The organism is Bacillus pretiosus (genome assembly GCF_052947655.1).
Window position 1 is genome coordinate 4454427 of record NZ_CM129593.1, and the last position, 25648, is coordinate 4480074.

The 25648-nt window shown below is 35.3% G+C and carries 34 protein-coding genes and 2 pseudogenes; 14 read left to right on the plus strand and 22 right to left on the minus strand.

The annotated features are described in order from the left end of the window. Positions 1-8 precede the first annotated feature (8 nt). Both ytrH and ytrI read left to right on the plus strand, forming a co-directional pair. Complete coding sequence (ytrH, locus tag ACU8YW_RS22895) at positions 9-422, plus strand: sporulation membrane protein YtrH (RefSeq protein ID WP_073516695.1); 414 nt, start codon at positions 9-11, stop codon at positions 420-422. After that, positions 419-922 (plus strand): sporulation membrane protein YtrI, encoded by a 504-nt coding sequence (gene ytrI / locus ACU8YW_RS22900; RefSeq protein WP_046958744.1) that lies wholly within the window; start codon positions 419-421, stop codon positions 920-922. The genes ytrH and ytrI overlap by 4 nt, the downstream gene beginning before the upstream one ends. Before the next feature lie 51 nt (positions 923-973). On the opposite strand, the gene ACU8YW_RS22905 is transcribed toward ytrI, so the two are convergent. Then, positions 974-1906, minus strand: coding sequence for a DHH family phosphoesterase (locus tag ACU8YW_RS22905; RefSeq protein WP_087985387.1), 933 nt, complete (start codon positions 1904-1906; stop codon positions 974-976). A 237-nt stretch (positions 1907-2143) separates the two neighbouring features. On the opposite strand from ACU8YW_RS22905, the gene ACU8YW_RS22910 reads away from it, so the two are divergent. After that, positions 2144-2440, plus strand: coding sequence for a YtpI family protein (locus ACU8YW_RS22910; protein ID WP_088064553.1), 297 nt, complete (start codon positions 2144-2146; stop codon positions 2438-2440). A gap of 18 nt (positions 2441-2458) precedes the next feature. On the opposite strand, the gene ACU8YW_RS22915 is transcribed toward ACU8YW_RS22910, so the two are convergent. The 4 genes from ACU8YW_RS22915 to ACU8YW_RS22930 all read right to left on the minus strand — a co-directional run bounded on the left by ACU8YW_RS22915 (position 2459) and on the right by ACU8YW_RS22930 (position 5674). Beyond that, positions 2459-2722, minus strand: a complete 264-nt coding sequence (locus ACU8YW_RS22915; protein WP_142291818.1) for a DUF3949 domain-containing protein — start codon at positions 2720-2722, stop codon at positions 2459-2461. An 89-nt stretch (positions 2723-2811) separates the two neighbouring features. Continuing rightward, on the minus strand, positions 2812-3753 hold the full coding sequence (locus ACU8YW_RS22920) for a phosphotransferase enzyme family protein (protein WP_426934090.1): 942 nt from the start codon (positions 3751-3753) through the stop codon (positions 2812-2814). A 135-nt stretch (positions 3754-3888) separates the two neighbouring features. Next, positions 3889-4212, minus strand: coding sequence for a hypothetical protein (locus tag ACU8YW_RS22925; RefSeq protein ID WP_088064555.1), 324 nt, complete (start codon positions 4210-4212; stop codon positions 3889-3891). A gap of 148 nt (positions 4213-4360) precedes the next feature. Further along, the gene (locus tag ACU8YW_RS22930) at positions 4361-5674 is read right to left on the minus strand and encodes a CBS domain-containing protein (protein ID WP_000201566.1); all 1314 of its coding nucleotides are present in this window, start codon (positions 5672-5674) and stop codon (positions 4361-4363) included. Positions 5675-5918: 244 nt separating this feature from the next. Here ACU8YW_RS22930 and ACU8YW_RS22935 point away from each other — a divergent pair, with 244 nt between their 5' ends. Further along, positions 5919-6080, plus strand: a complete 162-nt coding sequence (locus tag ACU8YW_RS22935) for a hypothetical protein (RefSeq protein ID WP_060486545.1) — start codon at positions 5919-5921, stop codon at positions 6078-6080. A 40-nt stretch (positions 6081-6120) separates the two neighbouring features. Here ACU8YW_RS22935 and ACU8YW_RS22940 read toward each other — a convergent pair whose 3' ends face one another. Beyond that, a complete protein-coding gene (locus ACU8YW_RS22940; RefSeq protein ID WP_060486546.1) occupies positions 6121-6804 on the minus strand; it encodes a metal-dependent hydrolase in 684 nt (227 codons plus the stop codon). A 149-nt stretch (positions 6805-6953) separates the two neighbouring features. On the opposite strand from ACU8YW_RS22940, the gene pepQ reads away from it, so the two are divergent. Beyond that, positions 6954-8051: a Xaa-Pro dipeptidase gene (gene pepQ, locus ACU8YW_RS22945; protein WP_088064556.1), complete on the plus strand. Its 1098-nt coding sequence runs from the start codon at positions 6954-6956 to the stop codon at positions 8049-8051. Between the two features lie 40 nt (positions 8052-8091). Here pepQ and ACU8YW_RS22950 read toward each other — a convergent pair whose 3' ends face one another. Next, the gene (locus tag ACU8YW_RS22950) at positions 8092-8466 is read right to left on the minus strand and encodes a hypothetical protein (protein ID WP_142310773.1); all 375 of its coding nucleotides are present in this window, start codon (positions 8464-8466) and stop codon (positions 8092-8094) included. Positions 8467-8559: 93 nt separating this feature from the next. Between ACU8YW_RS22950 and ACU8YW_RS22955 the strand changes: the two genes are divergently transcribed. Continuing rightward, the gene (locus tag ACU8YW_RS22955; RefSeq protein ID WP_426934091.1) at positions 8560-9387 is read left to right on the plus strand and encodes a DUF2785 domain-containing protein; all 828 of its coding nucleotides are present in this window, start codon (positions 8560-8562) and stop codon (positions 9385-9387) included. Between the two features lie 14 nt (positions 9388-9401). Here ACU8YW_RS22955 and ACU8YW_RS22960 read toward each other — a convergent pair whose 3' ends face one another. The 6 genes and pseudogenes from ACU8YW_RS22960 to ACU8YW_RS22985 form a co-directional block, all read right to left on the minus strand. Next, a complete protein-coding gene (locus ACU8YW_RS22960; protein ID WP_001248904.1) occupies positions 9402-9608 on the minus strand; it encodes a hypothetical protein in 207 nt (68 codons plus the stop codon). Positions 9609-9671: 63 nt separating this feature from the next. Further along, a pseudogene (locus ACU8YW_RS22965) lies at positions 9672-9845 on the minus strand (anti sigma factor C-terminal domain-containing protein); the annotation flags it as partial. Positions 9846-9948: 103 nt separating this feature from the next. Next, positions 9949-10293, minus strand: a complete 345-nt coding sequence (locus ACU8YW_RS22970; protein WP_088064559.1) for a DUF6176 family protein — start codon at positions 10291-10293, stop codon at positions 9949-9951. Between the two features lie 2 nt (positions 10294-10295). Next, positions 10296-11084, minus strand: coding sequence for a GNAT family N-acetyltransferase (locus tag ACU8YW_RS22975; protein WP_088064560.1), 789 nt, complete (start codon positions 11082-11084; stop codon positions 10296-10298). Further along, the gene (locus ACU8YW_RS22980) at positions 11081-11413 is read right to left on the minus strand and encodes a cupin domain-containing protein (RefSeq protein WP_044584895.1); all 333 of its coding nucleotides are present in this window, start codon (positions 11411-11413) and stop codon (positions 11081-11083) included. Before ACU8YW_RS22980 ends, ACU8YW_RS22975 begins: the two co-directional genes overlap by 4 nt. A 44-nt stretch (positions 11414-11457) precedes the next feature. Continuing rightward, positions 11458-11886 (minus strand): hypothetical protein, encoded by a 429-nt coding sequence (locus ACU8YW_RS22985; RefSeq protein ID WP_088064561.1) that lies wholly within the window; start codon positions 11884-11886, stop codon positions 11458-11460. A gap of 178 nt (positions 11887-12064) precedes the next feature. On the opposite strand from ACU8YW_RS22985, the gene ACU8YW_RS22990 reads away from it, so the two are divergent. Beyond that, complete coding sequence (locus ACU8YW_RS22990) at positions 12065-12280, plus strand: helix-turn-helix transcriptional regulator (protein WP_000594566.1); 216 nt, start codon at positions 12065-12067, stop codon at positions 12278-12280. Next, positions 12277-12702, plus strand: coding sequence for a hypothetical protein (locus ACU8YW_RS22995; RefSeq protein WP_087985399.1), 426 nt, complete (start codon positions 12277-12279; stop codon positions 12700-12702). Before ACU8YW_RS22990 ends, ACU8YW_RS22995 begins: the two co-directional genes overlap by 4 nt. A 51-nt stretch (positions 12703-12753) precedes the next feature. Here the strand turns inward: ACU8YW_RS22995 and ald are convergent, their stop codons facing one another. Beyond that, positions 12754-13887, minus strand: coding sequence for an alanine dehydrogenase (gene ald / locus ACU8YW_RS23000; RefSeq protein WP_046956217.1), 1134 nt, complete (start codon positions 13885-13887; stop codon positions 12754-12756). Between the two features lie 212 nt (positions 13888-14099). Then, complete coding sequence (locus ACU8YW_RS23005; protein ID WP_060486605.1) at positions 14100-14891, minus strand: SDR family oxidoreductase; 792 nt, start codon at positions 14889-14891, stop codon at positions 14100-14102. A gap of 147 nt (positions 14892-15038) precedes the next feature. Between ACU8YW_RS23005 and ACU8YW_RS23010 the strand changes: the two genes are divergently transcribed. After that, complete coding sequence (locus ACU8YW_RS23010; protein WP_001066680.1) at positions 15039-15497, plus strand: universal stress protein; 459 nt, start codon at positions 15039-15041, stop codon at positions 15495-15497. 266 nt (positions 15498-15763) lie between these two features. Here the strand turns inward: ACU8YW_RS23010 and ACU8YW_RS23015 are convergent, their stop codons facing one another. Next, positions 15764-16186 carry a VOC family protein gene (locus tag ACU8YW_RS23015; RefSeq protein ID WP_088064563.1) on the minus strand — a complete coding sequence of 141 codons (423 nt, stop codon included), beginning with the start codon at positions 16184-16186 and terminating at the stop codon, positions 15764-15766. A gap of 98 nt (positions 16187-16284) precedes the next feature. Next, positions 16285-16980: pseudogene (locus tag ACU8YW_RS23020) on the minus strand (hypothetical protein). A gap of 94 nt (positions 16981-17074) precedes the next feature. On the opposite strand from ACU8YW_RS23020, the gene ACU8YW_RS23025 reads away from it, so the two are divergent. Continuing rightward, positions 17075-17254: a hypothetical protein gene (locus tag ACU8YW_RS23025; protein ID WP_046956214.1), complete on the plus strand. Its 180-nt coding sequence runs from the start codon at positions 17075-17077 to the stop codon at positions 17252-17254. Positions 17255-17330: 76 nt separating this feature from the next. On the opposite strand, the gene argH is transcribed toward ACU8YW_RS23025, so the two are convergent. Beyond that, the gene (gene argH, locus ACU8YW_RS23030) at positions 17331-18719 is read right to left on the minus strand and encodes an argininosuccinate lyase (protein WP_087985402.1); all 1389 of its coding nucleotides are present in this window, start codon (positions 18717-18719) and stop codon (positions 17331-17333) included. Continuing rightward, positions 18716-19921: an argininosuccinate synthase gene (locus ACU8YW_RS23035; protein ID WP_000412317.1), complete on the minus strand. Its 1206-nt coding sequence runs from the start codon at positions 19919-19921 to the stop codon at positions 18716-18718. Before ACU8YW_RS23035 ends, argH begins: the two co-directional genes overlap by 4 nt. 166 nt (positions 19922-20087) lie before the next feature. Between ACU8YW_RS23035 and ACU8YW_RS23040 the strand changes: the two genes are divergently transcribed. Continuing rightward, positions 20088-20405, plus strand: a complete 318-nt coding sequence (locus tag ACU8YW_RS23040) for a radical SAM protein (RefSeq protein WP_088064564.1) — start codon at positions 20088-20090, stop codon at positions 20403-20405. Positions 20406-20433: 28 nt separating this feature from the next. On the opposite strand, the gene ACU8YW_RS23045 is transcribed toward ACU8YW_RS23040, so the two are convergent. Continuing rightward, on the minus strand, positions 20434-20628 hold the full coding sequence (locus ACU8YW_RS23045; protein ID WP_000910293.1) for a hypothetical protein: 195 nt from the start codon (positions 20626-20628) through the stop codon (positions 20434-20436). An 855-nt stretch (positions 20629-21483) separates the two neighbouring features. On the opposite strand from ACU8YW_RS23045, the gene ACU8YW_RS23050 reads away from it, so the two are divergent. Continuing rightward, entirely contained in the window at positions 21484-22146 is a 663-nt protein-coding gene (locus tag ACU8YW_RS23050; RefSeq protein WP_048544413.1) for a YitT family protein, read from the plus strand. 32 nt (positions 22147-22178) lie between these two features. On the opposite strand, the gene ACU8YW_RS23055 is transcribed toward ACU8YW_RS23050, so the two are convergent. Continuing rightward, positions 22179-23012, minus strand: coding sequence for an EcsC family protein (locus ACU8YW_RS23055; RefSeq protein WP_001256865.1), 834 nt, complete (start codon positions 23010-23012; stop codon positions 22179-22181). Between the two features lie 137 nt (positions 23013-23149). Here ACU8YW_RS23055 and ACU8YW_RS23060 point away from each other — a divergent pair, with 137 nt between their 5' ends. Together ACU8YW_RS23060 and ACU8YW_RS23065 are read left to right on the plus strand one after the other, a co-directional pair. After that, on the plus strand, positions 23150-23785 hold the full coding sequence (locus ACU8YW_RS23060) for a DUF1796 family putative cysteine peptidase (RefSeq protein ID WP_097889196.1): 636 nt from the start codon (positions 23150-23152) through the stop codon (positions 23783-23785). A gap of 71 nt (positions 23786-23856) precedes the next feature. Beyond that, a complete protein-coding gene (locus tag ACU8YW_RS23065; protein ID WP_087985406.1) occupies positions 23857-24270 on the plus strand; it encodes an NUDIX hydrolase in 414 nt (137 codons plus the stop codon). Positions 24271-24318: 48 nt separating this feature from the next. Here ACU8YW_RS23065 and ackA read toward each other — a convergent pair whose 3' ends face one another. Next, positions 24319-25512: an acetate kinase gene (gene ackA / locus ACU8YW_RS23070; RefSeq protein ID WP_000034571.1), complete on the minus strand. Its 1194-nt coding sequence runs from the start codon at positions 25510-25512 to the stop codon at positions 24319-24321. Positions 25513-25648: the final 136 nt, after the last annotated feature.

The window sequence follows — 25648 nt, forward strand, 5'->3', positions numbered from 1 at the left end:
TATTATAGGTGATGAGGAAAGCGGAAATCAAAACATACTTCTTATACTTTGTCCATATATATGAAGAAGAAAGGGGAATGACGATGGATGTAAGAGAACATACTTTTTTCTCTCTGCTTATTATTAGTTATTTTATTGCCTTTGGGGTGATACTTGGTGGTTCATTAATTGGTGGATTTGGTGCATTTCTTATCGGAAAACCAACTCTAACTTACATTAATCAATTCGCCCAAAATTTAAGAATTTGGGCACTCGTTGCAGCAATTGGCGGAACATTTGATACTTTTTATAGCTTTGAAAGAAGTTTCTTTGGCGGAGATATGAAAGATATTGTAAAACAAATTCTCCTTATTTTTTTCGCAACGGGTGGTATGCAAACAGGTCTTACTATTATTAAATGGCTAACGCAGGAACATGTATGAGAGTACCAAGTGCCAATACAGCAAAAAAATGGTATTTAGTTTTAGCTGGTGCTGCTGTTGGAGGCGTGTTGAGCTGGTTTGTTTTTTTGTACATATACGGTGTTTTTCAAGAAGAACAAGCTAGTAAAATAGCAGAGCAACGAGAAATTATAGAAAAACAAGAAGCAAAGCTCCACGTCCTTCTCGAAGATCAAGAAAAATTGAATACAGAAAATAAACGGCTCTTAACTATTCAAGAGATTAAAATAAAACTTATAAATCGAGAAAAATACGATTTAGACAACCTTACACTCGAAAATATGACTACGTCTATCCATAATGACCTCCAACATCTTTTAACGAAAAACATTCAAAGTATAGCAAAAAATAAAGACCTACTCAAAAAGGTAATCGAAAACAAAACGTACAAACATTACGATCGGCTATACCGTTTCAAAGTCGATACGATATCTTTTGATACAGTGCTTGAAATTAGCATTACGATAGAGAAAGAAAAATAAAGAAGGAGGGCTTTAGCGCCGCTCCTTCTTTTCGTTTTCATATATAATCTCTTATCTACACAACTCACGTAAATCAGCAAAAAGACGATCCGCTTCTTCCCAAGAAGATGCTTTTGCACCAGAAGCCATCGGATGCCCTCCGCCATTATATTGCATTGCTAATTTATTTATCACTGGTCCTTTTGAACGAAGACGAACACGAATCACATCGTCTTCCTCTAAAAATAGAACCCACGACTTTAATCCATCAATATTACCAAGTGCTCCAACAACACCGGATGCCTCAGAAGGAAGTACATCAAACTTTTCTAACACTTCTTTCGTTAATTTAATGTAAGCTGCTCCTTCTTCTACCATCGTAAAGTTTTGTAAAATATAGCCGTTTAAACGAGCAATCTTTTCTTTCGTCTTATACATTTCATTATATAAATCTGTGAACTTCACATCCATATCAACAAGCTCACTTACATAACGAAGTGTTTTCGCTGTTGTATTCGGGAATAAGAAACGACCTGTATCCCCAACAATACCCGCTAAAATAAGACGAGCTGCTTCTTTCGTTATCTGTAATCCTTTATCTTTTCCATAACTGTAAAACTCATAAATCATTTCACTTGTAGAACTTGCTGTCGTATCTACCCACGTAATATCTCCGTACGGATCTTCATTCGGATGATGATCAATTTTAATTAACATCTTCCCTTTTGCATAGCGTTGATCGTCAACACGTTCTTGGTTCGCAGTATCACATACGATAACAAGTGCATTTTCATATACACTATCTTCAATATCATCCATTACTCGTAAATATTCTAGTGAAGGTTCATTGTACCCAACCGTATAAATATTTTTCTCTGGAAACGATTCTTGTAGAATTGTACCAAGACCTCCCTGTGAACCTAATGCATCTGGATCTGGACGCACATGACGATGAATAATAATTGTATCAAACTCTTTAATTGCTCTTAAAATTTGCTCATGCATATGTATAATCTCCTTTTTACTCAACTTCTTCACTTTAACGTGCAGTAAAAGCCCGATTGGTGCGGGCAAATCATTAGCGTAGAAACATCCTCACACTAATTAAAGTTTCACTTTATCCTCCATTATAACGGAAAGTATTTCATACATGCGAACAATTGCTTTATAATAAAAGTTAGAAAGTTTAGATATTTCTTTTTCTCTACTATTATTTTTCACAAAGCGATGGGAGCGTGCATTATGCCAGTATTAGTCTTCTGTATTATCGTCTCATTTATGTTGTACCTCTTCTACAAAACAAAATACTTTCGTACAAACCGCCCAATGGAGAAAGGTTGGCTCTCAGGAAAATCCGCAATGGCACTTGGTTCATTCGTCTTATTCTTTGGGATAAACCAATTCTTTTTAGAACTTTCAACCGCTCGAATTATCGTTGGTGTTTTATTTGTTCTATTTGGTAGTGCAAGTGTATTTAATGGATTTCGCCAATACAAACATTTCTTACCATTAGCAGTTGAAGAAGCTAAATCTGTCTGAATCAGCGCAAAAAAAGCATCAACATTGTGATGCTTTTTTACGTCCCTTAACTTTTAAAATCATATATGCAACAAAAGCAGAAGGTATATTAAAGGGGTTGCCTTGTACGTGAAAATGTAATTGTTCTTCTTCAAAAGACATTTTTTCATATAGTTCTCGCTGAGATAATCCTGTTCGTTTCTTTTTTTCATGTAAACCTTGTAAGTATAAATATTGAAACGGTATCATCACAAGAAAGTAAAATAGTGCGATTCCACCAAAGAAGAGCACTTCTGATGACATATTGCATACCACCTTCCTAAAATCCATTTCCTTACAATTCAATTGTAACATAGTATAAACTCTAATTAAATTAATATTCTGTTTTTTAGTTATACAATTGTCTCACCACATAATTCCTCTTCAGCATACTGAACATATCGCCGAATAAAAGCACCGGGATCTTTTCTAATAGGCTCGATATCAAGCCTTAACGGAATCTTTCCCGCCATATAAAAAATTCTCGAAGCAGTCCCAAGTCGAATAGCTGTTTCCGAAATATTTTCCCCATATCCCATCATGAAATTCCCCCATACAACTTCTAACTGTCCCGAAGCAATTAAATGTAATCTCGGAACACCAATATCAAACTCTTTATACCCAAATCCACATTCATCAAAATCAAGTAAATACCAATCCTCTTTGTCTACAAGAACATTACCAAAATGCATATCACCGTGAACAAATTGTTTTTCTCCTAGTTGAGTTGAATTTGCGAGTTCTTGTATTCTTTCTGCAATTCTTATGCATTTATGCTTATCCGCATGTGATAGAAATGAAGCATTTAGTAATCGTTGTAAAGGCTCGTGGATTATCTTTTGCTCACTATATATAGGCCTTTCATAACCTCTCCAAGTTTGCGGCACTCTTTTGAGCACTTCATTTGTTTTTTCATGAAACTTTCGCATTAATGATCCGATTTTTTCATAGTCCCTATCCCTTGGTTCTAAAATTTCACTTCCGTTTATAAACCTAAAGACAACAAAATACTGGATATTCCCTTCATCTTTCATAATAGGTGTGATTAAATCACCACTTTTATTGACAACTACTTCTGGTACTAACATTTGTTTTTGTATCGCTATTAACCAATGTATTTCAGCTTCTATTTGCTCGGCTGTATAACGTCCCTCTCTATACTGCCTCACTACAAATTTATTTTTGTCCGATTCTAATATATATGTTTGATTTTCTCCCCCATGTAACAATGAAACTTTCGTAAAACTATTAAAATTATATTGCTTACATAACTGCTCTTTAATGTAAAAATCCATTCTTCTCCCCCTAGTTCATATAGTGAAGCGTAGTTTCCCTATCCAATTACACTATTATTATCTCTTAATGATTAGTAGCGTAAGCTTTCTTATCAACTAACAACCAATTTTCTATCCGTACTCATACATATCCTTCTATTTTTTCACTTCTCTATCCGAACTCTTACGTAACTTAAACAATAGCTTCAAAATCCAATAAAACAAAATAAAGTTAAAGAAAAAACCTAATGGATTAAACCAACATTCCCACACACCATAATAAACAAACGTTTCAGCTGGTACACCAAAGTAAAGAAAATCCGGCTCATTTTCTCCTGATATAGGAATCAAGGCACCTATACTAGCAAGAGTCAAACTTACAAAATACAACCTCTTTTTAATAGCATTCATTCTTCTATGCGTTAAAACATGAATAATGATGAAACATACGACCACTAAAAAGAAAATGATTCCGCCCATTCACTTCCTCCTTATCGCTATGCCATTTCCGCATCTTCGAATTTTTCAGTATTTTTATTATACATATGAAATGATACGCTATTTATTTTTTGTTTCTATCCTTTTAAATAAAAAAATGGAACAAACCAAAGCGGTCTGCTCCATCTTTTTATTTATCGATCAACTGCACCATAAGTAATGCTTTCCCGACAACATTACCTTCATGATGCACTTCTACATCAACCTTACCAAATTTACGTCCAATTTCTAATACTTTCGGATGAACCGATACAACATTGTCAATTTGAACTGGTTTTACGAAATAAATTGTTAAGTTCTCAACAATTAAATCACTCTTCTTTTGCGCACGAATAACGCGATTCGTTGCTTCCGTCACAATTGTTGTGAATACACCGTAAGATAACGTTCCGATTGAATTCGTCATTTGCGGCGTCACTGAAAATTGATATAAATGTTCATTTTTCGCTTCTTTCGGCGTCATAAATTGATTCGTTACAATATCATCGATTGTTTCGCCGACTTGTGGTTGACGCTGAATCATTTGCAGCGCCTGAAGTACATCTTGACGACTAATAATTCCTTGCAGTTTATTTCCTTCATCAACAACTGGAAGTAACTCAATACCTTCCCACACCATCATACGTGCTGCAGCTGCGACAGACATTTTACCGTTTACCGTAATTGGATGCTTTGTCATCACTTTATCAATTGGTGTTTCTTTCACGACACCAATCATATCTTTTGAAGTTACGATACCTAACACCTTTTTATTTTCATCAACAATTGGATAACGTCCATGCATCGTTTCTTCATTGTACGCATGCCATTGCTGCACTGTATCATTCGGCTTTAAATATAACGTCTCTTCAATTGGCGTTAAAATATCTTCAACGAGGACAATTTCTTTCTTAATAAGCTGATCGTAAATTGCACGGTTAATTAACGTCGCAACTGTAAATGTATCGTAACTACTTGAAATAATCGGCAGTTTTAATTCGTCTGCTAATTTCTTCACATGATCTTCCGTATCAAATCCGCCCGTAATTAATACCGCAGCTCCGGCTTCTAACGCTAATTGATGTGCGTTCGTACGGTTACCGATAATAAGTAAGTTTCCAGCTTCTGTATAGCGCATCATCGCTTCTAATTTCATTGCCCCGATTACGAATTTATTTAACGTTTTATGTAGGCCCTCTCTGCCCCCAAGTACTTGACCATCGACAATGTTAACGACTTCTGCATATGTCAGCTTTTCAATATTCTCTTTCTTCTTTTGTTCAATTCGTATTGTTCCGACACGTTCAATCGTACTAACATATCCTTTATTTTCTGCATCTTTAATTGCACGGTAAGCTGTCCCTTCACTTACACTCAAATCTTTCGCAATTTGCCTTACAGAAATTTTATGCCCTACTGGCAGGCCATTAATATGTTCTAAAATTTGGTTATGCTTGGTAGCCAAATGGTTTCACCATACTTTCTTTTCCCTAAATTCTTCATGTGTTGTATTTTCAGTATACTATATTTTCAAAACTGTTACACTCTCTCTTTATATATCTGTACTATTTTTTTTATAACAAAATACGCCTTACATTACACTACTTCTTCTATTACAACAATGTAATGGTATTGTCATCTCGTTCGATAGTTTGTCCAGCCGCTTCAATATACAATGAAGACAAGAAATGAAACAAAGGAGCGGATATATGATGAAAAAATTATTAGAAGTTGTAGGTGCTGTATTTTTAGCTTTCGTAGACGGAAAAAAAGTTGCAATGGAATTGAATGAAACACCTGAACAGCCACTTCCAAAAAGAAAAAAATCATCAAAACAAGTACAACCTTTAAAAGCTGTCCTACACACGTAAAAAACCCTTCACTTGTCTTTTCAAATGAAGGGTTTCTTTTCTATAGTGTAATACTTTCTCCAGCTTCTAATACTTTTCCTGTACAATTTTGTAGCTTTTCTACAAATTGATATGGGTCTTGTTCAATTACTGGGAACGTATTGTAATGCATCGGCACAACAGTTTTCGCCTGAACCCATTTTGCTGCTAAAACAGCATCTTCTGGCCCCATTGTGAAATTATCGCCAATTGGTAAGAATGCTATATCAATGTTATTCAGTTCCCCAATTAATTTCATATCAGAGAATAGAGCGGTATCTCCTGCATGGTATACAGTTTTCTCTTCTGCTGTAAATAAAATACCTGCTGGCATACCTGTATATGTAATCGTCTTATTTTCTTCATCAATATAACTAGAACCGTGGAATGCTTGTGTAAACTTCACTTTTCCGAAGTCAAATTCATGCGAACCACCAATATGCATCGGATGTGTATTTACACCTTGCCAACTTAAAAATGTCGCTAGTTCAAATGGTGCCACAACAACTGCATTATTTTTCTTCGCAAGCTCTACTGTATCTCCAACATGATCACCATGTCCATGCGATAAAAGAATTACATCTACTTTGACATCTTCAGCCTTTAAATCCGTTGTCGGATTTCCAGTTAAAAATGGATCAATTAAAATCACTTTTCCATTCGTTTCAATCTTTACAACTGAATGCCCGTGATAAGATACTTTCATTACTACATTCCTCCCCTATTCACATTCTCATTTTTTATTCTACATGATTTTTCAATTCCCTGTCTTTTCTAACATCTATTTACTTGTCATAACGCTTTCTTCCGATGTAAAGTTATATTTGTAATTAAATATCTCGGGGGTGCCAATCGATGAATGCTAGATTAGAAAATTTAATGCAATGGCTAAAAGAAAAAAACGTAGAAGCTGCGTTCTTAACTTCTACACCGAACGTCTTCTACATGACAAACTTCCACTGTGAACCACATGAAAGACTTCTTGGTATGTTTGTATTCCAAGAAAAAGAGCCTATTTTAATTTGCCCTAAAATGGAAGAAGGTCAAGCGCGTAACGCTGGCTGGGCACATGAAATTATCGGATTTACTGATACTGACAGACCATGGGATATGATTGCAAAAGCAATTAAAGACCGCGGCGTCAATGCAAATGCAGTTGCAATTGAAAAAGAACATTTAAACGTAGAACGCTACGAAGAATTAACAAAGTTATTCCCAAATGCAGCTTTCAAATCAGCTGAGGAAAAAGTTCGTGAACTTCGTTTAATTAAAGATGAAAAAGAACTTTCTATTTTACGCGAAGCAGCTAAAATGGCGGACTACGCTGTTGAAGTTGGTGTAAATGCAATAAAAGAAGATCGTAGTGAGCTAGAAGTATTAGCAATTATTGAACACGAATTAAAAACAAAAGGCATACATAAAATGTCATTTGATACGATGGTATTAGCAGGTGCAAACTCTGCTCTTCCACACGGTATTCCAGGTGCAAATAAAATGAAACGCGGCGATTTCGTACTATTTGATTTAGGCGTAATCATTGAAGGTTATTGCTCTGACATTACACGTACAGTGGCATTCGGTGAAATTTCTGAAGAACAAACTCGCATTTATAACACTGTACTTGCTGGACAACTACAAGCAGTTGAAGCATGTAAACCAGGTGTTACACTTGGCGCAATCGACAACGCTGCTCGTTCTGTTATCGCAGATGCAGGTTACGGGGACTTCTTCCCACACCGCCTTGGTCACGGACTTGGAATTAGCGTACACGAATATCCAGATGTAAAAGCTGGTAACGAGTCTCCATTAAAAGAAGGTATGGTCTTCACAATCGAGCCAGGTATTTACGTACCAAACGTAGGTGGCGTTCGTATTGAAGATGATATTTACATCACAAAAGACGGGTCAGAAATTTTAACGAAATTCCCGAAAGAATTACAATTTGTGAAATAATAAAAAAGGCAGCGTGATTGCTGCCTTTTTTATTTCTCTACTATTTCAAATTTAACACCATCTTCTCCTCATACTTATCATCCCATTTAATCACAACCGCTATCGGTTCATCTTTGGATAGGGGCGTACAACTGACACAAGAAGACTTCATTTCAACCTTTGCTCCTTTATGATTTTCTGACGTTTGTGTCATTGTGCCAAAGGATCCATTAATAGCAATCTCTAAATTTTTAAATTCTGTATTCCCATCCCCGCCCTTATACTGAAACGTAAACATTCCATCTTCACTGTCGTCCTTAATATATCCTTTATATTGCCCCGTCCAACTTTTGCTCTCGCTAGAAAAAGTAACATACCAAATCGAACAACTCCCTAAAAAGAAAATACTTATAAAAAAGACTAATGCTCTCTTCATCATGCCCCTCCATTCAAAAGCATTTATTTATTGTCTATTTCTTCCTTTTATTATACTATTAAAATACAGAATTTTCTAAAATAGGAGGTTTATATGTTACAACAACAGTTAGAAAAAATTCGTAATAATAATTACATATTGGATAACACACTTAACATTGATTCTTTAAGCTCCAATATGCTTGAGCATATCGGTGTTACTGATAGCTATTTAAGAGACAAACTTATTTACTCTACTTTTTTTCATCTCATCAAAAACGACTACATTTCACACACACAATTACAGAAACTATTATTAGAAAGCATTAGTGAAAAATATTTATTGTATAAAATTCATTCGGATGACGAAGATGCTGTATTTACCCGCGCATTTACGACATTATTACTTGCGCTCATTATTGATGCTGATACAAAATATAATTTCTTATCACAGAATGATATTTTAACTGTAAAAGATCAATTGATTCTATATATGAACAATGAACATGATTTCCGTGGATATGTTCAAGACCACGGCTGGGCACATAGTATCGCTCATGCTACTGATACATTTGAAGCGCTTGTTCGTAGTCCTAAACTGGAAACTTTACATTACGAAGAAATATTACAAACTTTATTAAACAAAGTTTGTGTCCATTCTATTTACTACAAATATGAAGAAGACGAGCGACTCGTTTATCCGATTGTCTCAATGCTACAAAATAGTCTAAAGGAAGACGTACTCATATTAGCCCTTCATGACTTAGTAGCTCAATTACCAGCCCAAAAACAAACACTACATATTGAATCATACGAGTTTCTATACGGAAATATAAAATCTTTCCTACGCAGCTTATTTTTCAGACTACGTACACTTTCTATATGTGAAGAAACCGAATGCGAAATTGAAAAATTGCTACGAGAGCTTCCAAAATATTATTAAAAAAAGAAGGCCACTCAAAAAGTGCCTTCTTCTATTTCACTAATATTTAATTGAAATTTCACGATCCAAACTGAGAAAAGGTGGACAAGAATCGCAAACGCCATACATGCTCCGCTTAAAAAAGTTAGTATAGGATGCGAATACACGTGCCCTAATCCATAAGATATCGCCACGAAAAACATTGTTATGTAAATATAAATTGCTCCATGTATTTGCCTCATATTAACCTCCTTTTCCCATATTATAACATAAATTTTCTGATTATTCACATTAATCTCTTGTAATCAATATTTCTCAACTGTTACACCTCTAACAGCAGCCTTAATATACGGTGCTCCTTGTAAACTTTGTAAATCCTCTGTTTTACCTGTTACAACTACACCGTATATTTATAAGTCTTTTACTACAAAGTTTTTCATCTCATTATAGTTTTCCCTAAAATACTTTTGATACCCCCCTTATTTTCACTTAAAGATATCTAAATACAGCTTTTCTTCAAATTTTTTTTCAAAATAAAAAGCACACCTACCTTGATGTGCTTCTCTCAAAAATACTATTCTATTATTTCATCGCTTCCTTCACAACATCTTGAATCATAACGACTTCTGTTTTCATATCAACAGATGGTGCTTCTTCATCAATACATTCATGCCAAAATTCTAAGTGCTTTTTATCAATTTCATGATGAGAATTTTCGACAAGAGCCCCGCCTTCTCCTTGCACAGAATACCAATATAAGTATTCTTTTCCATCTCTTATTTCCCGGAAAATTGTCTCAACGTACATCTTTTCGTCGTTTAGTGTCAAAAGCACTTCTTTCATATTGTCATTAAGAAGCTGCATCCATGCATCTACACACTGACTTTTACCTTGTTTCACTTTGAATCTCGTTAACTCTACATTCATTTTTATTCCCCCGTTTTCTTGCGTACAAACAATCTATATTCTATTGGATGATTAAAACTTAATTTACTAGCTAGTTTTTGCGAAGGAATATTGTCTACATAACAATCCCAGCACGGTGTAATATCATTTTGCATGCAATGTTCAATAAACCGCGTTGCAACAGCTTGTGCTAATCCTTTTCCTTGATATGATTCATGCGTCACAATATCAATTTCAGCAAATCCATTCCCATTAAATATCGAAACACATTCAGCTACAATCATCCCATCTTGTTCTATACAAAATCCAAAGCCATTATTTAAAAATGCTTCAGTTGATCCCCAATATTCTTTATAATACACCTCTGTAAATTCATTGCTTCGTTCTATATCACTTTTATCAATACGCTTCACTTCATATGTATTTTTGTTTGCATCTCGTTTTCTCTCTTCAAAAATTTCTCGTTGAAATTTCATTCGCAGGATGTTCCGAAGTGTATTACTAAAACGCTCTTCTAACTTCATTTCCCACTCGTCACTCGAAGTGAACAATGTAAATCTCTTCTCTGTTTTTTCAATAGCCATTTTTAAATACGCAAATAAATATTCGTTATAATTGTGATCATCCGTATCACCAAATACATAATAGATACCGTTAGCTGTACGAATTAACCCTGCTGTTAACTTCTCGTTTGTAAAAACTTCACCATCTATCATTTGATCACATACCGCATAAGCAAACGTCGTCGTTTTTGTATGACTTTCTAAAATCGGAAAGATTTTTCTATACTCAGCTACAGATAATTTTTTCATAACTGCTCCACTTTAATCGTATCAGCTTCTATATTTTCAAAACAAAGATTTACTGTTCTCTTTAATGCTCTCGTTCTATGAATCGTGCATGCTGGAATTAAGATAGAATCATTCGGCTTTAAAACTGCTGTTTCTCTATCTTCAAAATCGATAAGTAATTCTCCCTCTAGCACAATGAATAATTCATCCGAATTAGAATGATAGTGCCAATCATATTCACCAGTAAATACAGCGATTCGTAAGCAATGACTATTTACATTTGAAACGACGAAGTTTTTATGTTGATCTTGAATGTCCTTTGTTAATTCTATTAAGTTCACAGTTTCCATCTTTCGTCCCACCCTTTCATTAGTCGTTCTTCTGAAAAAACAACTTAGTCTCCACCACCTCCGCAATCTCCTCCACTATCACTTGAGCTGCTACAATCGTTGCTACTGTAGTCACCGAATCCACTTGATGAGCTTGAAGCATCTGAAGATTTTTTTCTCATTTTTCTTTGCTTATCGTTCTTACTTTCATAACTAGGCCACACTTTATTAAATAATATAAAGAATAAGACTAGCTCTATTGCGACAAGGAGATACCCAAAAACATTCTCAATAATATTGGGTGTTATCCCAAAACTGTAAAACACCCTAGCTGAATAAAGACACAAAATTACATACAGAGCCATACAAATATACCGAAATGTTTTCTCTATCATAATGACTATTTTTTGTGATAGAGGTATGTTCTGTTCCTGTTTTTTCTTCATATACTTTTGTCTTTTAACTTGCCTTTTCTTCCTCTTTTTACTCCCCATTGAATCTCCTCTTCCGACTTCTTTTTTCATTTAATTCCAAATTATCACAAAAAATAACATTATAACAAGCTATATTTCACGTAAAGTTTTGTTTACTTTTTGTAAAGTTTTATTTACTTATTACCTAAAAATGGATATAATAAATGTAACAAATTTACAAAAAGGAGACTTTGTATATTTGATTAAAAATAAGGTGAAACAATTCCGCGTCATTAGAGACATCACCCAAGAACAATTAGCTTCCTCTGTTCAAATCACTAGACAATCCCTCATCGCTATCGAGAAGAATAAATACAACCCGAGTTTAGAATTAGCATTGAAATTATGTGAGTTTTTCAACTGTAAAGTAGAAGATTTATTTCAATTAGATAAAACTGGGGAGGAAAAAGAATGAAAAACCCTTTTAATCAAAAGTTCATTTCGCATCTTACCTTTTTATTGTTAGGTTCAACTTTTCTTTATTTCACTAGTAATGATGAAGAAAAAATTACTTCTGTCCTTCTATTCGCTGGCGTATTTATACTCTTAGACTCGATACTATTCGTAGTGAAACAAATATTCTTTAAGAAAAAAAAGAGCGATCCCGAAAAATATCCATTACCTGAGATGGATGAAAGAATCGAGAAGATGAGTTTAAAACTTATGGCGCAAATTTTTGGTCTCTCTCATTTAATCGGTTCTGCGATACTATTTATTTTATATATCACTGACAAAAATTCGATGATACGAGTTGAGTATGCCTTGTATTACTTATTCGGCATTCTTTTCTTTACAATGATGTTCGGATTGAAAATTGTAAAGAAACTAGACAATTAATCCAAGCAAAAAGCCCCTCCTTACAAAAGGAGGGGCTTACATGTATTTCTATTATGATAAAGCAGGAGCTTTTTCAAGAAGCTCTTTCGCATCAGCATATTGTAAACCGTGTGCTTCTGCAACTGCTTCGAATGTTACATATCCGTCTAATGTGTTAATACCTTTTAATAATGCAGTGTTGCCTAAGCAAGCATCTTTGTAACCTTTGTTAGCAATTTGTACTGCATATGGTACTGTTACGTTTGTTAATGCAAGAGTTGATGTACGTGGAACCGCACCTGGCATATTAGCAACTGCATAATGAACAACGCCATGTTTTTCGTAAGTTGGGTTGTCGTGAGTTGTAATACGGTCAGTTGTTTCGAAAATACCACCTTGGTCAATCGCGATATCTACAACGACAGAACCTGGTTCCATTGATTGAATCATTTCTTCTGTTACAAGTTTTGGCGCTTTTGCACCTGGAATTAATACCGCACCAATAACAAGGTCAGATTCTTTTACAGCTTCTGCAATGTTGTATGGATTAGACATTAACGTTTTTACTTGGTTACCGAAAATATCATCTAGTTGACGAAGACGCTCTGCACTTAAGTCGATGATTGTTACATCTGCACCTAAACCTACTGCAATCTTAGCTGCGTTTGTACCAGCTTGACCACCGCCGATAATTGTTACTTTGCCACGTTTTACCCCTGGAACGCCTGCAAGTAAAATACCTTTACCGCCTTTGTTTTTCTCAAGGAATTGTGCACCGATTTGTGCAGACATACGACCAGCTACTTCACTCATAGGTGCAAGTAATGGTAAAGAACGATTGTCTAATTGCACTGTTTCGTATGCAATTGATACAACTTTGTTATCAATTAATGCTTTCGTTAATTCTGGTTCTGGAGCTAAGTGTAAGTATGTGAATAAAATTAAACCTTCGCGGAAATAGCCGTATTCACTTGCAACTGGCTCTTTTACCTTCATAACCATATCTTGATTCCATGCTTCTTCAGCAGTTTCAACAAGTTTCGCACCAGCTTGTACGTATTCTTCATCTGTAAAGCCTGATCCTATACCTGATCCTTTTTGAACAAAAACTTCATGACCATTTTGTACTAAATGTACCGCTCCCGCTGGCGTCATTGCCACACGGTTTTCATTATTTTTAATTTCTGTTGGAATACCGATACGCATTATTAGTTCCCCCTTGAGTTATGAAATGACCCCTGAATCATTTTTAAAGCGCTTTCTACGCTCTTATATTTTAACATAATATCTCAATATTTGACAAAAAATAATACAAGTTTTCCGATAGATTTAATCTTACATTAAAGGACAGTATTATCCGCACCTCTCAGCGTAAAGGATAAACTGTCCAATTATTCAAAACTTCACCTTATTTCGCTCTATCGATGTCTATGAATAACATCTACTGCACCAGTTACTTCAATAATTGTACCGGTAATCATATCGGAATCGTCTTCACATAAAAACGAAATCGTTCTTGCGATATCTTCACCTGTTCCAGATCTACCAATTGGTGTTTTATGTTCTTTCAATTGACGTGCTTCTTGAATTGTCGCTTCTTTCATTTCACCAATAATATCACCAGGACATACCATATTTGCAGTAATACCATATTCTGCTTCTTCGTAAGCAATTGTTTTCGTTAATGAAACAAGTCCTACTTTCGCTGCTGCAAAAGCTGAACGATAAATCCATCCCGGTGCGCTATCTGCCCCTTGGAATCCGTAATTAATAATACGGCCAAAGTTCTGTTTTCTCATAACCGGAACGACAAGTTTTAATAAATGAAATACCGCTGTTAAATTACCCTGAATCATTTCATTCCATTCGTCTTCTTCATAATCGACTAACTTTTTTCGTTCAAATACATATGGACCAGCATTATTAATTAAAAAGTCAATTTTACCAAAACGGCTTATCGCTTCTTCTACTATTTTATGTAAATCTTCCTTTTTCGTGACATCCGCTTGCACGAATTGTAGACGCTCTTCCATATTTTTATATGTTTCTTTCATCGTTTCCATAGCAGTTATATCGCTATGATATGTTACTGTTACTGAATACCCTTTAGCCAATAACTTTTCTGTTACTTGCTTTCCTAAACCTTTCGTACCGGCTGTAATGAGCGCGTGTCTCACAAACATGCCTCCTTTTAAATTGCTATACTTCATATGTAACAAGTTCTCGCCTCAATTACAACTAAAATGAATTAAAGCAAAGTTTTCAAAATTCTGTAACGTTTCTGGCAAGCACATTACCAAAATTTGCTTTATAATAAAGTTGTAAACGGTAATAAAAATGATTGGGAGGAATTTACTATGAATAATACATATACAAATATTTTAATCGCGGTGGATGGTTCTAAAGAAGCAGAAAGAGCTTTTAAAAAAGCAATTCAAGTCGCAAAACGCAACAATGCAACATTAACAATTGCTCATATCGTTGATGTAAAAGCATACTCAGCAGTAGAAGCTTATAGCCGCGCAATTGCTGAACGTGCAAATCTATTTGCAGAAGACTTATTAGAAGACTACAAAAAAACTGCGCTTGAAGCTGGCCTTGAAAAAATTGAAACTGTATTAGAATTTGGTAATCCTAAATCTAAAATTTCAAAAGAAATCGCTCCAAACCATAAAGTAGATTTAATTATGTGTGGTGCAACTGGTTTAAATGCTGTTGAGCGTTTCCTAATTGGTAGCGTCTCTGAACATATTATTCGCTATGCGAAATGCGATGTCCTTGTTGTTCGTGGTGATGAGGAGCAAGGTGATCTTTAATTCATAAATAAAACACCAAGTCCACATGTTTTACTGGTGGATAAGGGAAATGAAGCTTTAGGCTTGAATGAACAATAAATACATGTTGCTCAACAATGATAAAAAAGGAGTGGGTAATCCACTCCTTTTTTTCACGAATGTGTAAGAAGAATAAAGATGTTTCATTTTACTCATAAAAATAAATCTTCTCTGTTTTTCTCCACTCTTACATGGATTTTAAAATCCTCATTTTTTAATTGATTTTCTAATCAAGTTTAAACTGTATTCTACTTAATTCTTTGAGTAATTGGATGGTCATCTTTTAGTTGTAACAAATCCCATAAATTCCCGTACAAATCCTTGAATACTGCAACTATTCCATATTCTTGCTCTTTCGGCTCTCTCACAAATTCTATTCCTCTTGAAATCATTTCATTATAATCTCTCCAAAAATCGTCAGTATTTAAGAAAAGAAAAACTCTGCCGCCTGATTGGTTACCGATAAAGGAATCTTGCTCAGGTTTAGATGCTCTAGCCAGTAATATTGTGGTGCCGACTGAACCAGGAGGAGATACCACTACCCATCTTTTGTTTTGCTCTGGCTGATATATATCTTGGACTAGTGTGAAATTTAGTTTCTTTGTATAGAACTCTATTGCCTCATCGTAGTCTTTTACTACTAATGCGATATGAACTATTGATTGAACCATTATTATCCCTCCTATTATTACTGAATAAGCAAATTATAGTATAACATTTCTTGCTTTAATCTATCTATTAGCTTAATAACACAGGCTCTTGTTTTTCTTCATTTCACATACTTCACTATAAATACAAAACAAACAACCACTACAACAGCTACTTCCAATACATATGGCGGTAAGAACTTCAAAGACCATAATGCCATCATGATAGTCGCAACCATTAAATACGATTGTCGTGCATCTTCTGTCATTTTTTTACGAAGCAAGAATACATACAAATAACCGATTGGCGGCGTAATAAAGCAAAGAACATATATAATTTTAGATTTCAAATATCATTTTTGTTCCCCGAGCTTCTGTATATCTTCTTCTATTCTCTTATGCTCTTGCTCTCTCGCTTCTTCTACAAGCGGATTTTCCTCTTCTCCTCGCTTTTCTTTCATATAAGGAAGAAAGTGCACGAAAAAATAGTATGCAAATACGAACGCTCCAAATCCAATATTTAATCTTTCTAACGGAATATGCTCACTAAAAAAAACAGCAGCTATCACTAAAGAAAAACAATACGTCGTCATCCAAAATGAACGTTTTCTCTTTTTCCGTTCCATTTCTTTTTTATCTTGTACATGTTTTCTTTTCGAAAGCCATATCGAAATACAGCAATCTACTACAAATAGAATAAAGATAAATATCCCAACGTGTACTGTTTCTACATCCTCAAATGAAAAGATATTTGGGAATGCAACATGTAACACAATTAGCGTGTACAAAATTATCCCTATAAAATAAATACGTCTCATTTTCCATTCCTTTCTTATTTCCTAACTTTAGGTTAACATACATTTTTTAGAAATAGACGGACAAAATATATATGTTAAAAAAGGAGGATGCTATATGAATGATTCTGAACGTATTATTTTAGATGTGAACGGGAAAGAGCTCGAAATGTTAGATACAATCCGTACACATTTTAAAGAAAAACATGGTGTGGAACTAAGTAATGGTGCATTACTTAGAGATTTGATGGATATTGAGTATATTCGAATTACGGAAGATCGACATAAGTATGATTAACTTTAAGCAATAAAAATCACAAAAAAGGTACGCTTCTCTCTACTAAGATTCGCGTACCTTCTGCCCTATAAATCAATCAACTTCCAACAAACTCTCCAACTAATCCCTTCGCCTTCTCCAAAGCTTTCTCAATTTGCTCAAATCCTGTCCCGCCAGCACTGTTACGACGCTTTACAGCTGCATATGGTGAAAGAACTTCATACAAATCTTCTTCAAATAATGAGCTCATTTCTTTATATGTTGCAAGTGGTACATCTACTAAATAAATTCCTTTTTGTGTGCAGTGTAGCACTAGCTTCCCAACAATTTCATGAGCTTGACGGAATGGGAGTCCTTTGCTGGCCAAGTAGTCAGCAATTTCTGTTGCGTTAGAGAAATCTTGCGTCACAGCTTGCCCCATTTTTTCTTTGTTTACAGTCATCGTCTCTAGCATGCCTGCCATAATATGAAGGCAGCCTTCTACTGTTTTTACTGTATCAAACATTCCTTCTTTATCTTCTTGCAAGTCTTTATTGTAAGCGAGCGGTAATCCTTTCATGACTGTAAGTAAACTAAATAAATTACCATATACTCTGCCTGTTTTACCACGAATAAGTTCCGCCATATCCGGATTTTTCTTTTGTGGCATAATGCTGCTTCCCGTTGCGTATTGATCGCTCATTTCAATAAATTGAAACTCTTGGCTACTCCATAAAATAAGTTCTTCGCAGAAGCGTGATAAGTGCATCATGAGCATAGATGAGTTACTTAGGAACTCCAGTATGAAATCACGATCGCTTACTGCATCTAAACTATTTTCATAGAGTCCATTAAATCCAAGAAGCTCCGCACTATATTCTCGGTCAATCGGGAATGTTGTCCCAGCTAACGCTCCTGCTCCTAATGGTGAAATGTTAATGCGCTTTAATGAATCTTCATAACGATTCACATCACGCTCTAACATCCAAAAGTAAGCGAGAATATGATGAGCAAATGAAATTGGCTGCGCACGCTGCAAATGCGTATAACCAGGCATAATGGTTTCAATATTATTTTCTGCTTGATGAACAAGAACAGTTTGCAATTGTTTTGTAGCTTTTATAATATGTTCTACTTTTTCTTTCAAATATAAATGCATATCAGTCGCTACTTGATCATTACGGCTTCGTCCTGTATGAAGTTTCCCTCCTACTTCACCGATTTGTTCAATTAACATTTTTTCAATGTTTAAATGAATATCTTCTGCTTCTACTGAGAATTGAAGCTTATTCTCTTTTGCTTCTTTTAATAAATACTGAAGCCCTATCTTTATTTTCTCTGCTTCTTCTTTCGTAACGATACCTTGCTTTGCTAGCATCGTTACGTGCGCAATACTTCCCTTTATATCTTGATTTACTAATTGTTGATCGAAGGAGATGGATGCTCCAAACTCTTCAACCCACGCTTCCGCTTCTTCTGTAAAACGTCCGCCCCAAAGTTTGCTCACGCTTCCACCTTCTTTTGATTCACTTGGCTGTATACTTTCGTCGGTAAACCGAATAATGAAATGAATCCAACTGCTGCATCATGATTAAATTCGTCCTGAGCAGTATATGTTGCTAATTTTTCGTCATATAAAGAGTACTCAGATTTACGTCCTTCTACAATCGCATGGCCTTTAAATAATTTCACACGCACTGTACCTGTTACATTTTTTTGCGTTTCTTGTAAGAAAGCATGAAGCGCTTGTTTTAAAGGAGAGAACCATAAACCGTTATAAATAAGTTCTGTTATTTTCTGCTCAATCACCGGTTTAAAATGTGCTACTTCTTTTACGTGCGTTAAATCTTCCAGCTCTTTATGTGCTGTGATTAACGTCATTGCCGCTGGACATTCGTATACTTCACGCGATTTAATACCAACGAGGCGATTTTCTACGTGATCGATACGTCCAACGCCATGTTTTCCAGCAAGCGCATTTAACGTTTTAATTAATTCTGAAAGTGAATATGCAGTGCCATTTAAAGTAGTCGGTACACCTGCTTCAAAGCCGATTTCTACAAACTCTGGTTTATTCGGTGTATCTTCTAATGCCAATGTCATCTCATACGCATCTTCTGGCGGCGCTGCCCATGGATCTTCTAAAATACCACATTCGTTACTGCGTCCCCATAAGTTTTGATCGATTGAAAACGGGCTGTCTAAATTAATCGGAATGGGTACATCGTTTTCTTTTGCATATGCAATTTCTTCTTCACGTGACCATTTCCATTCACGTACAGGCGCAATCACTTCTAAGTAAGGATTTAACGCTTGAATAGAAACTTCAAAACGAACTTGATCATTCCCTTTCCCTGTACATCCGTGTGCAACTGCAGTCGCCCCTTCTTGTTCTGCAATTTCTACTAATTTCTTAGCGATAAGTGGACGAGATAATGCAGAAACGAGAGGGTATTTCCCTTCGTATAACGTGTGCGCTTGCATCGCCATCAATGCATATTCATTTGCAAATTCCTCTTGAACATCAATCATATATGATTTAATTGCACCTACTGAAAGTGCCTTTTCTTTTACGAATGCTAAGTCTTTACCTTCCCCTAAGTCTAAACAAAGCGCGATAATATCATAATTCTTCTCTTGTAACCATTTAATTGCAACGGAAGTATCAAGACCTCCAGAATATGCTAATACCACTTTTTTCTTCTCCATTTTGCATCCCCCTAAAGAATAAATATTCATTTTCTTTTATAATAATACACACTTTAACACCTTTCACAAAATGTATCAAGAGTCATTTTCAAATTTTTTCAAACAATTCCGTCGAGCTTCTTTCTGTTTTCATGTACAATATAAGCAGGAAAACGGGGGTGAACTTATGGAAAAATATTTCTTATACGATGATCATCTAGGAATTGAAATTCCGTATTTACAAGAAGATTGGGAAGATATCCCCGAAAAAATACAGCATGCTATTTTATTAAAGTGGGAACAAGTTCGAGGAAAGATTCCTGATCGTATAAAAGAACTCGAGCACTCTATTAATGCAAAACAGCATCATTTAAATAACGAAGAAAACTTCGAAATTTCTTGCAAACTTAATTCAGAAATTGCCGATCTCGCTTCCATCATTAATGACCTTTGGCTTTGGTATCGACTCACTCAAAATGTATCTGAGGGAAAAGCACACCAATGAAAAAAGCATGTCCCTCAATTACTTTGGGTCATGCTTTTTTGTCGTAACACGATTTACAATATATTTCTTGTGCTGTTTTCGCTAAACACACATCGAACGGTCCAACTAATATACTTCTTTCCTTTGGCAACTTTACAAAAGCAACGAGCTCTTCTTCATATTGAATCTTTTTCTGACATGAAACGCATACTAATTCTTTTCTTTTGAACATGTCTTTTAGCATATCTTCTCTCTCCCTTTCATCTATCTATATTGATATAATCTCATAACAATTAAGACTTGTAAAAAAATGACACATTCTGAAGCGAATTATTCATATACTATGTACAAAAGGAGGTCTCAATTTTATGCGAGCTTTCATTATTATCGCTTTAACTTTTTTAAGTGTGATTAGCTGGGATGCGTTTTTTAAAGATAAAGGTGACCAGAAAGATACAACTGAATAAACGCCATCTCTTTCTTACTTATTGGACAAACTTTAAAACACTGTCCAATTCTGCAAAATAACTTAGGCTTTTCTACAAAAATATTTAAACATAACAATTTTTGTAGATTTCCTCCGCTTATTGTCGGTTTCCATCCGCATACATTTTTTGAAAGTATGATATAATAATATAAATCTTGAAGGAAGGGATTTTGATATCATGATCGCTCGAAGGAGCATGTGGCATCGTATTGACGAATCATACACGTAGCGTATTTTTCAGCTCAGATACTTTAGTCTAGCGAAAAAAATACGAGAGTGGGGAAATTATGATTGCCCGAAGGATAATTTGGCAAAAAAAAGACTCTTCTTACACGTAGCGTTTTGTTTAGGACTTAATTGTTACTAGCTAAACAAAACAAAGAAGAGCAGGATTGCTAAATGAAGAATCCTACTCCACGTTTTGTTTAGTCGTTTTAAGACTTAAACTAAAACGAAGGTAGGGAGAATTGATGGACGAGAGGATTATTCGTTATTTCTTCAGCGACATATAGCGTAGTTAGTTTTTTTCGTAAACTAACTGAAGCTACATGTGAGCTCGTAGTTAGTTTACAACACAAAAAGGACTACTAACTACGGAAAGAAGGAATAACGATGAGGAACATCCAAAGTCGACAAATTATTAAAGAAATTTTTATGGTTTTAATCGGTTCATTTATTTTAGCAGCAGCGCTATATCACATTCACTTCCAAAACCACTTAACAGAAGGTGGATTTGTAGGAATTGCACTATTTATCCAAAATTTTTATGATATTTCACCATCTATTTCAACTGTAATTATGGATATCCCAATTATTTTATTATGTGCTTCATTTTTAGGTAAAAAAATGGTTGGTTATTCATTCCTAGGTTCGATTTCATTCGGAGTATTTTATTCTCTTATGGAAAATTATTCTCCATTTACGGTCGATTTATCAAATAATTTATTTATAGCTGCAGTAGTTGGCGGTGCGTTAGCTGGTATTGGACTCGGTTTTATATTGCGATTTGGCGGTGCAACCGGCGGAGACGACATTTTAACAATTGTATTAAGTAAACGAACTCGTTTTACAATTGGGCAAATTTTCTTCGTCTTTGACGCGATTGTTCTTGCGCTTTCATTATATTATTTAAATTGGACAGAAATTGCTTTTACTATTCTTTCAATTGCTGTACAGGCAAAAACATTGGATTTAATTTATTATCCAAAAGCAGAGAAAAAAGCAGAAAAGCAACCAGTATCTATTCCAATGTCCAAAAAGCATGCAACAAATTAAAAAAAGCGAAAGGCTTCGGCCTCTCGCTTTTTTTACGCTCTTTTTTCCTTCTCGACTATGTGGCGCACTTGATAAAATCTATTTGCAAATTCAGTAACATTTCTTGTTAAACGATAGTTCACTGTAGACCCGATTGCCATTCCAATTACCGGAATACCTTGGAATAATTTACGACGAAGAGCATAAATCGAAAATGTTTTCAAAATTTGTTTTAACACAACCTCAGTAGAAGCTGGTTGTAATACCGCTTCGTCTCCTTCATAGAAGAACGAATCTTCTTGCTCTAGCTCTTGCAGTAAATTGTACCATGCGTATTGCTGAAGCCTTCCTGGTAGTAATGACGCATGAAACACCTTTAACGCAAGCATCATTTCATAAGGCTTGTTCACATCATGTCCAAATGATGTTGCAATAAGTTGGACAGCCTTCACATTTAATGCAATCATAACCGGAAAATCAGCCGTTAATAATAATAAACCTCCAGCACCCGTTGCTCCGCCTTGTACGAATGAATATAGGCGATGTCGCGCTGTTTGCTGCTCTGCTATGTATGTTAACTGATCAATAGATAATGCTTTCAAATCTTCTAGTTGCTCAATTGATTCATCAAATAATCTCGACGTTCCTAAAATACGATTACGCGCGTCTAACTGTGATTGTGAACTTTGAATCAATGCATGCAAATGAAAGAGCCATCCATCTGCTTTCGTAAAGAAATCTTTTCGTTTTTTCTCAGGTAATTTCGCAATTGTCGTATGTACCCATTTATCAAAAATTTTTTGAAAATCAGTCGCTTCTTGCTCAACTAATTGCGATTCCCATTCTTTTATATTGTCTAAAATGGCTTGTTCTCGCTTCGATCGCATCGTAACAACCACCTCGTTCGATTTTTTTCTATTGTAACATATTTCTGCTTATTCTTTGCAAATATGCTTGTCTATCTTTATTCACATTCCATTTTTTAGTGACATAAAATATTAGCAAAAAGGATGAGATAAATCACATGAATCTATCCAATATAAAAAAAGAATATAATGCAGTATTCAGCTTAGGACAAAACTGCTGGCCTGCTTGGGCGTTATACCAATTCGAATTATCACCCTTTTTTGGTGTTATCGATTTTATGCTAAGCCCTTCATTAGAAAAAGTGAATGTATTATTACAAAATCGATTTGACCGTTTTCTACAGTTCGAAAACTTATCTTTCATCTCATTTTGGGATGATGGTGCGAAATTAAGACTCCGTGACAACCTATATGAAATCGAATCCTGCCACGACTTTAAAACAGATGTAAACACACCAACTTCTTGGCCTTCTTATACAGAAGTTAAGTTAAACTATGAGCATCGAATTCATCGTTTTCTAACTACAATTGAAACGGCAGAATCCATATTGTTTATTCGAACTGGAGGAACATACGAAGAAGCGCATTCTTTGGAACACATTTTATCTCAAATAGTTAAACATAAATTCTCTGTCCTATTACTACTTCCTGCAGATGTACCAAATGTTGCCCAAGAAGATTGGGGATTACAAAATATTTGCGTTATAAAATGCCCTATTATGGATGTATACCAGTACAATGAAGCATTTTGGAGTGACCTATTTGATGGACTCACGATTAGACCGCAGTCCTAAATACACGATACTTTTTATTACAAAACACATTATAATCATCCTTATACAAAAGAAATAAGGAGTGATTATATATGTATCCACGTGCAAAAGCTTTTGGCATTGCTATACATCACGGTAGACTTCTCGTACAAGAATATCATACAGGCGATGAAACATATTACCGACCTCTTGGCGGTTCAATTGAACTTGGTGAAAAATCAGCACATACCGTTATTCGCGAATTTCAAGAAGAGCTTCACACAGAAGTGGAAATCACCAATTATTTAGGCTGCTTAGAAAATATCTTTCATCTAGATGGAGAAATTGGTCATGAAATCATTCAGCTATATTCTTTACGCTTATTAGACATGTCACTATATGAAATGGAAATACTGAATATACAAGATGAACAAACACTGTCATATGCAAAATGGATTTCCCTCACTGCATTCATTCAAAAAGAGAAAGCACTATATCCAGATGGAATCTTGAAATATATCCAATAGAAAAAAGACGAAACCCTATAGGATCTCGTCTTTTTTTCATATAGTATATTAACCAATATCTCCAAGACGTAGTACGTCACGAGCGATCATAACTTCTTCGTCAGTTGGAATTACGATAATTTTTACTGGAGAGTGTGGGAAGCTGATGAATGCTTCTTCACCAAATACGTTATTACGTTTTACGTCGAAGTATACGCCCATGTACTCAAGGCCTTCTAATACACGCTCACGAATAATCGCACTGTTTTCACCTACACCAGCTGTAAAGATGATAGCGTCAACGCCTTTCATACGAGCTGTGTAAGAACCGATGTATTTGTGGATACGGCTTACGAATACATCAAGTGCTACTTTCGCACGGTGGTCGCCTTCTTCTTCTTTCGCAATGATGTCACGTAGGTCACTAGAGTAACCAGTAAGACCTAACATACCACTCTTCTTGTTTAATACGCTAACTACTTCTTCTACTGTTTGGCCTGTTTTTTCCATGATGTATGGAATTAAAGCAGGGTCAATGTTACCAGAACGTGTACCCATTGTTACACCAGCAAGTGGAGTGAAGCCCATAGAAGTATCGATAGATTTACCGCCTTCTACTGCTGCGATACTTGCACCATTACCTAAGTGACAAGAAAGTAAGCTTAAGCTTTCAAGTGGACGACCTAATAATTCAGCCGCACGCTCAGTTACGTATTTATGAGAAGTTCCGTGGAAACCGTATTTACGGATACCGAATTTTTCATAGTACTCATATGGTAGGCTGTATAAGAATGCAGATTCCGGCATTGTTTGGTGGAATGCTGTATCGAATACTGCTACTGCTGGTACGTTTGGTAATACTTCTTGGAATGCTTTAATACCAACAAGGTTTGCTGGGTTATGAAGTGGTGCTAAATCGCTTAACTCTTCGATATCAGCTAATACTTCATCAGTAATTAAAACAGAGTCAGCAAATTTTTCGCCGCCGTGAACAACACGGTGACCGATACCGCCAATCTCATCTAGAGACTTAACGATTCCGTTTTCAGTTAATTTTTTAAGAAGCATATTTACTGCTACTGCATGATCTGGAATATTTGTAATTTCTTTTTGTTTTTCGCCATCTACAGTAATAGTGAAGATACTATCTTCTAAACCGATACGTTCTACTAAACCTTTTGTTAATACTGTTTCACTTGGCATTTCAAATAATTGGAATTTTAAGGAAGAGCTTCCTGCGTTAATCGCGATGATTTTTGACATCTAGTCTTTCGCCCCTTTTTCTCTTGGTAGTTGTGTGGATATGTCCACAAACCGCTCGATTTTATCTGATCAAATTCACTAAATATGAAAACGTTTCATCATTAGTGAATTTTATACTCACGATTTTAATTTAAAC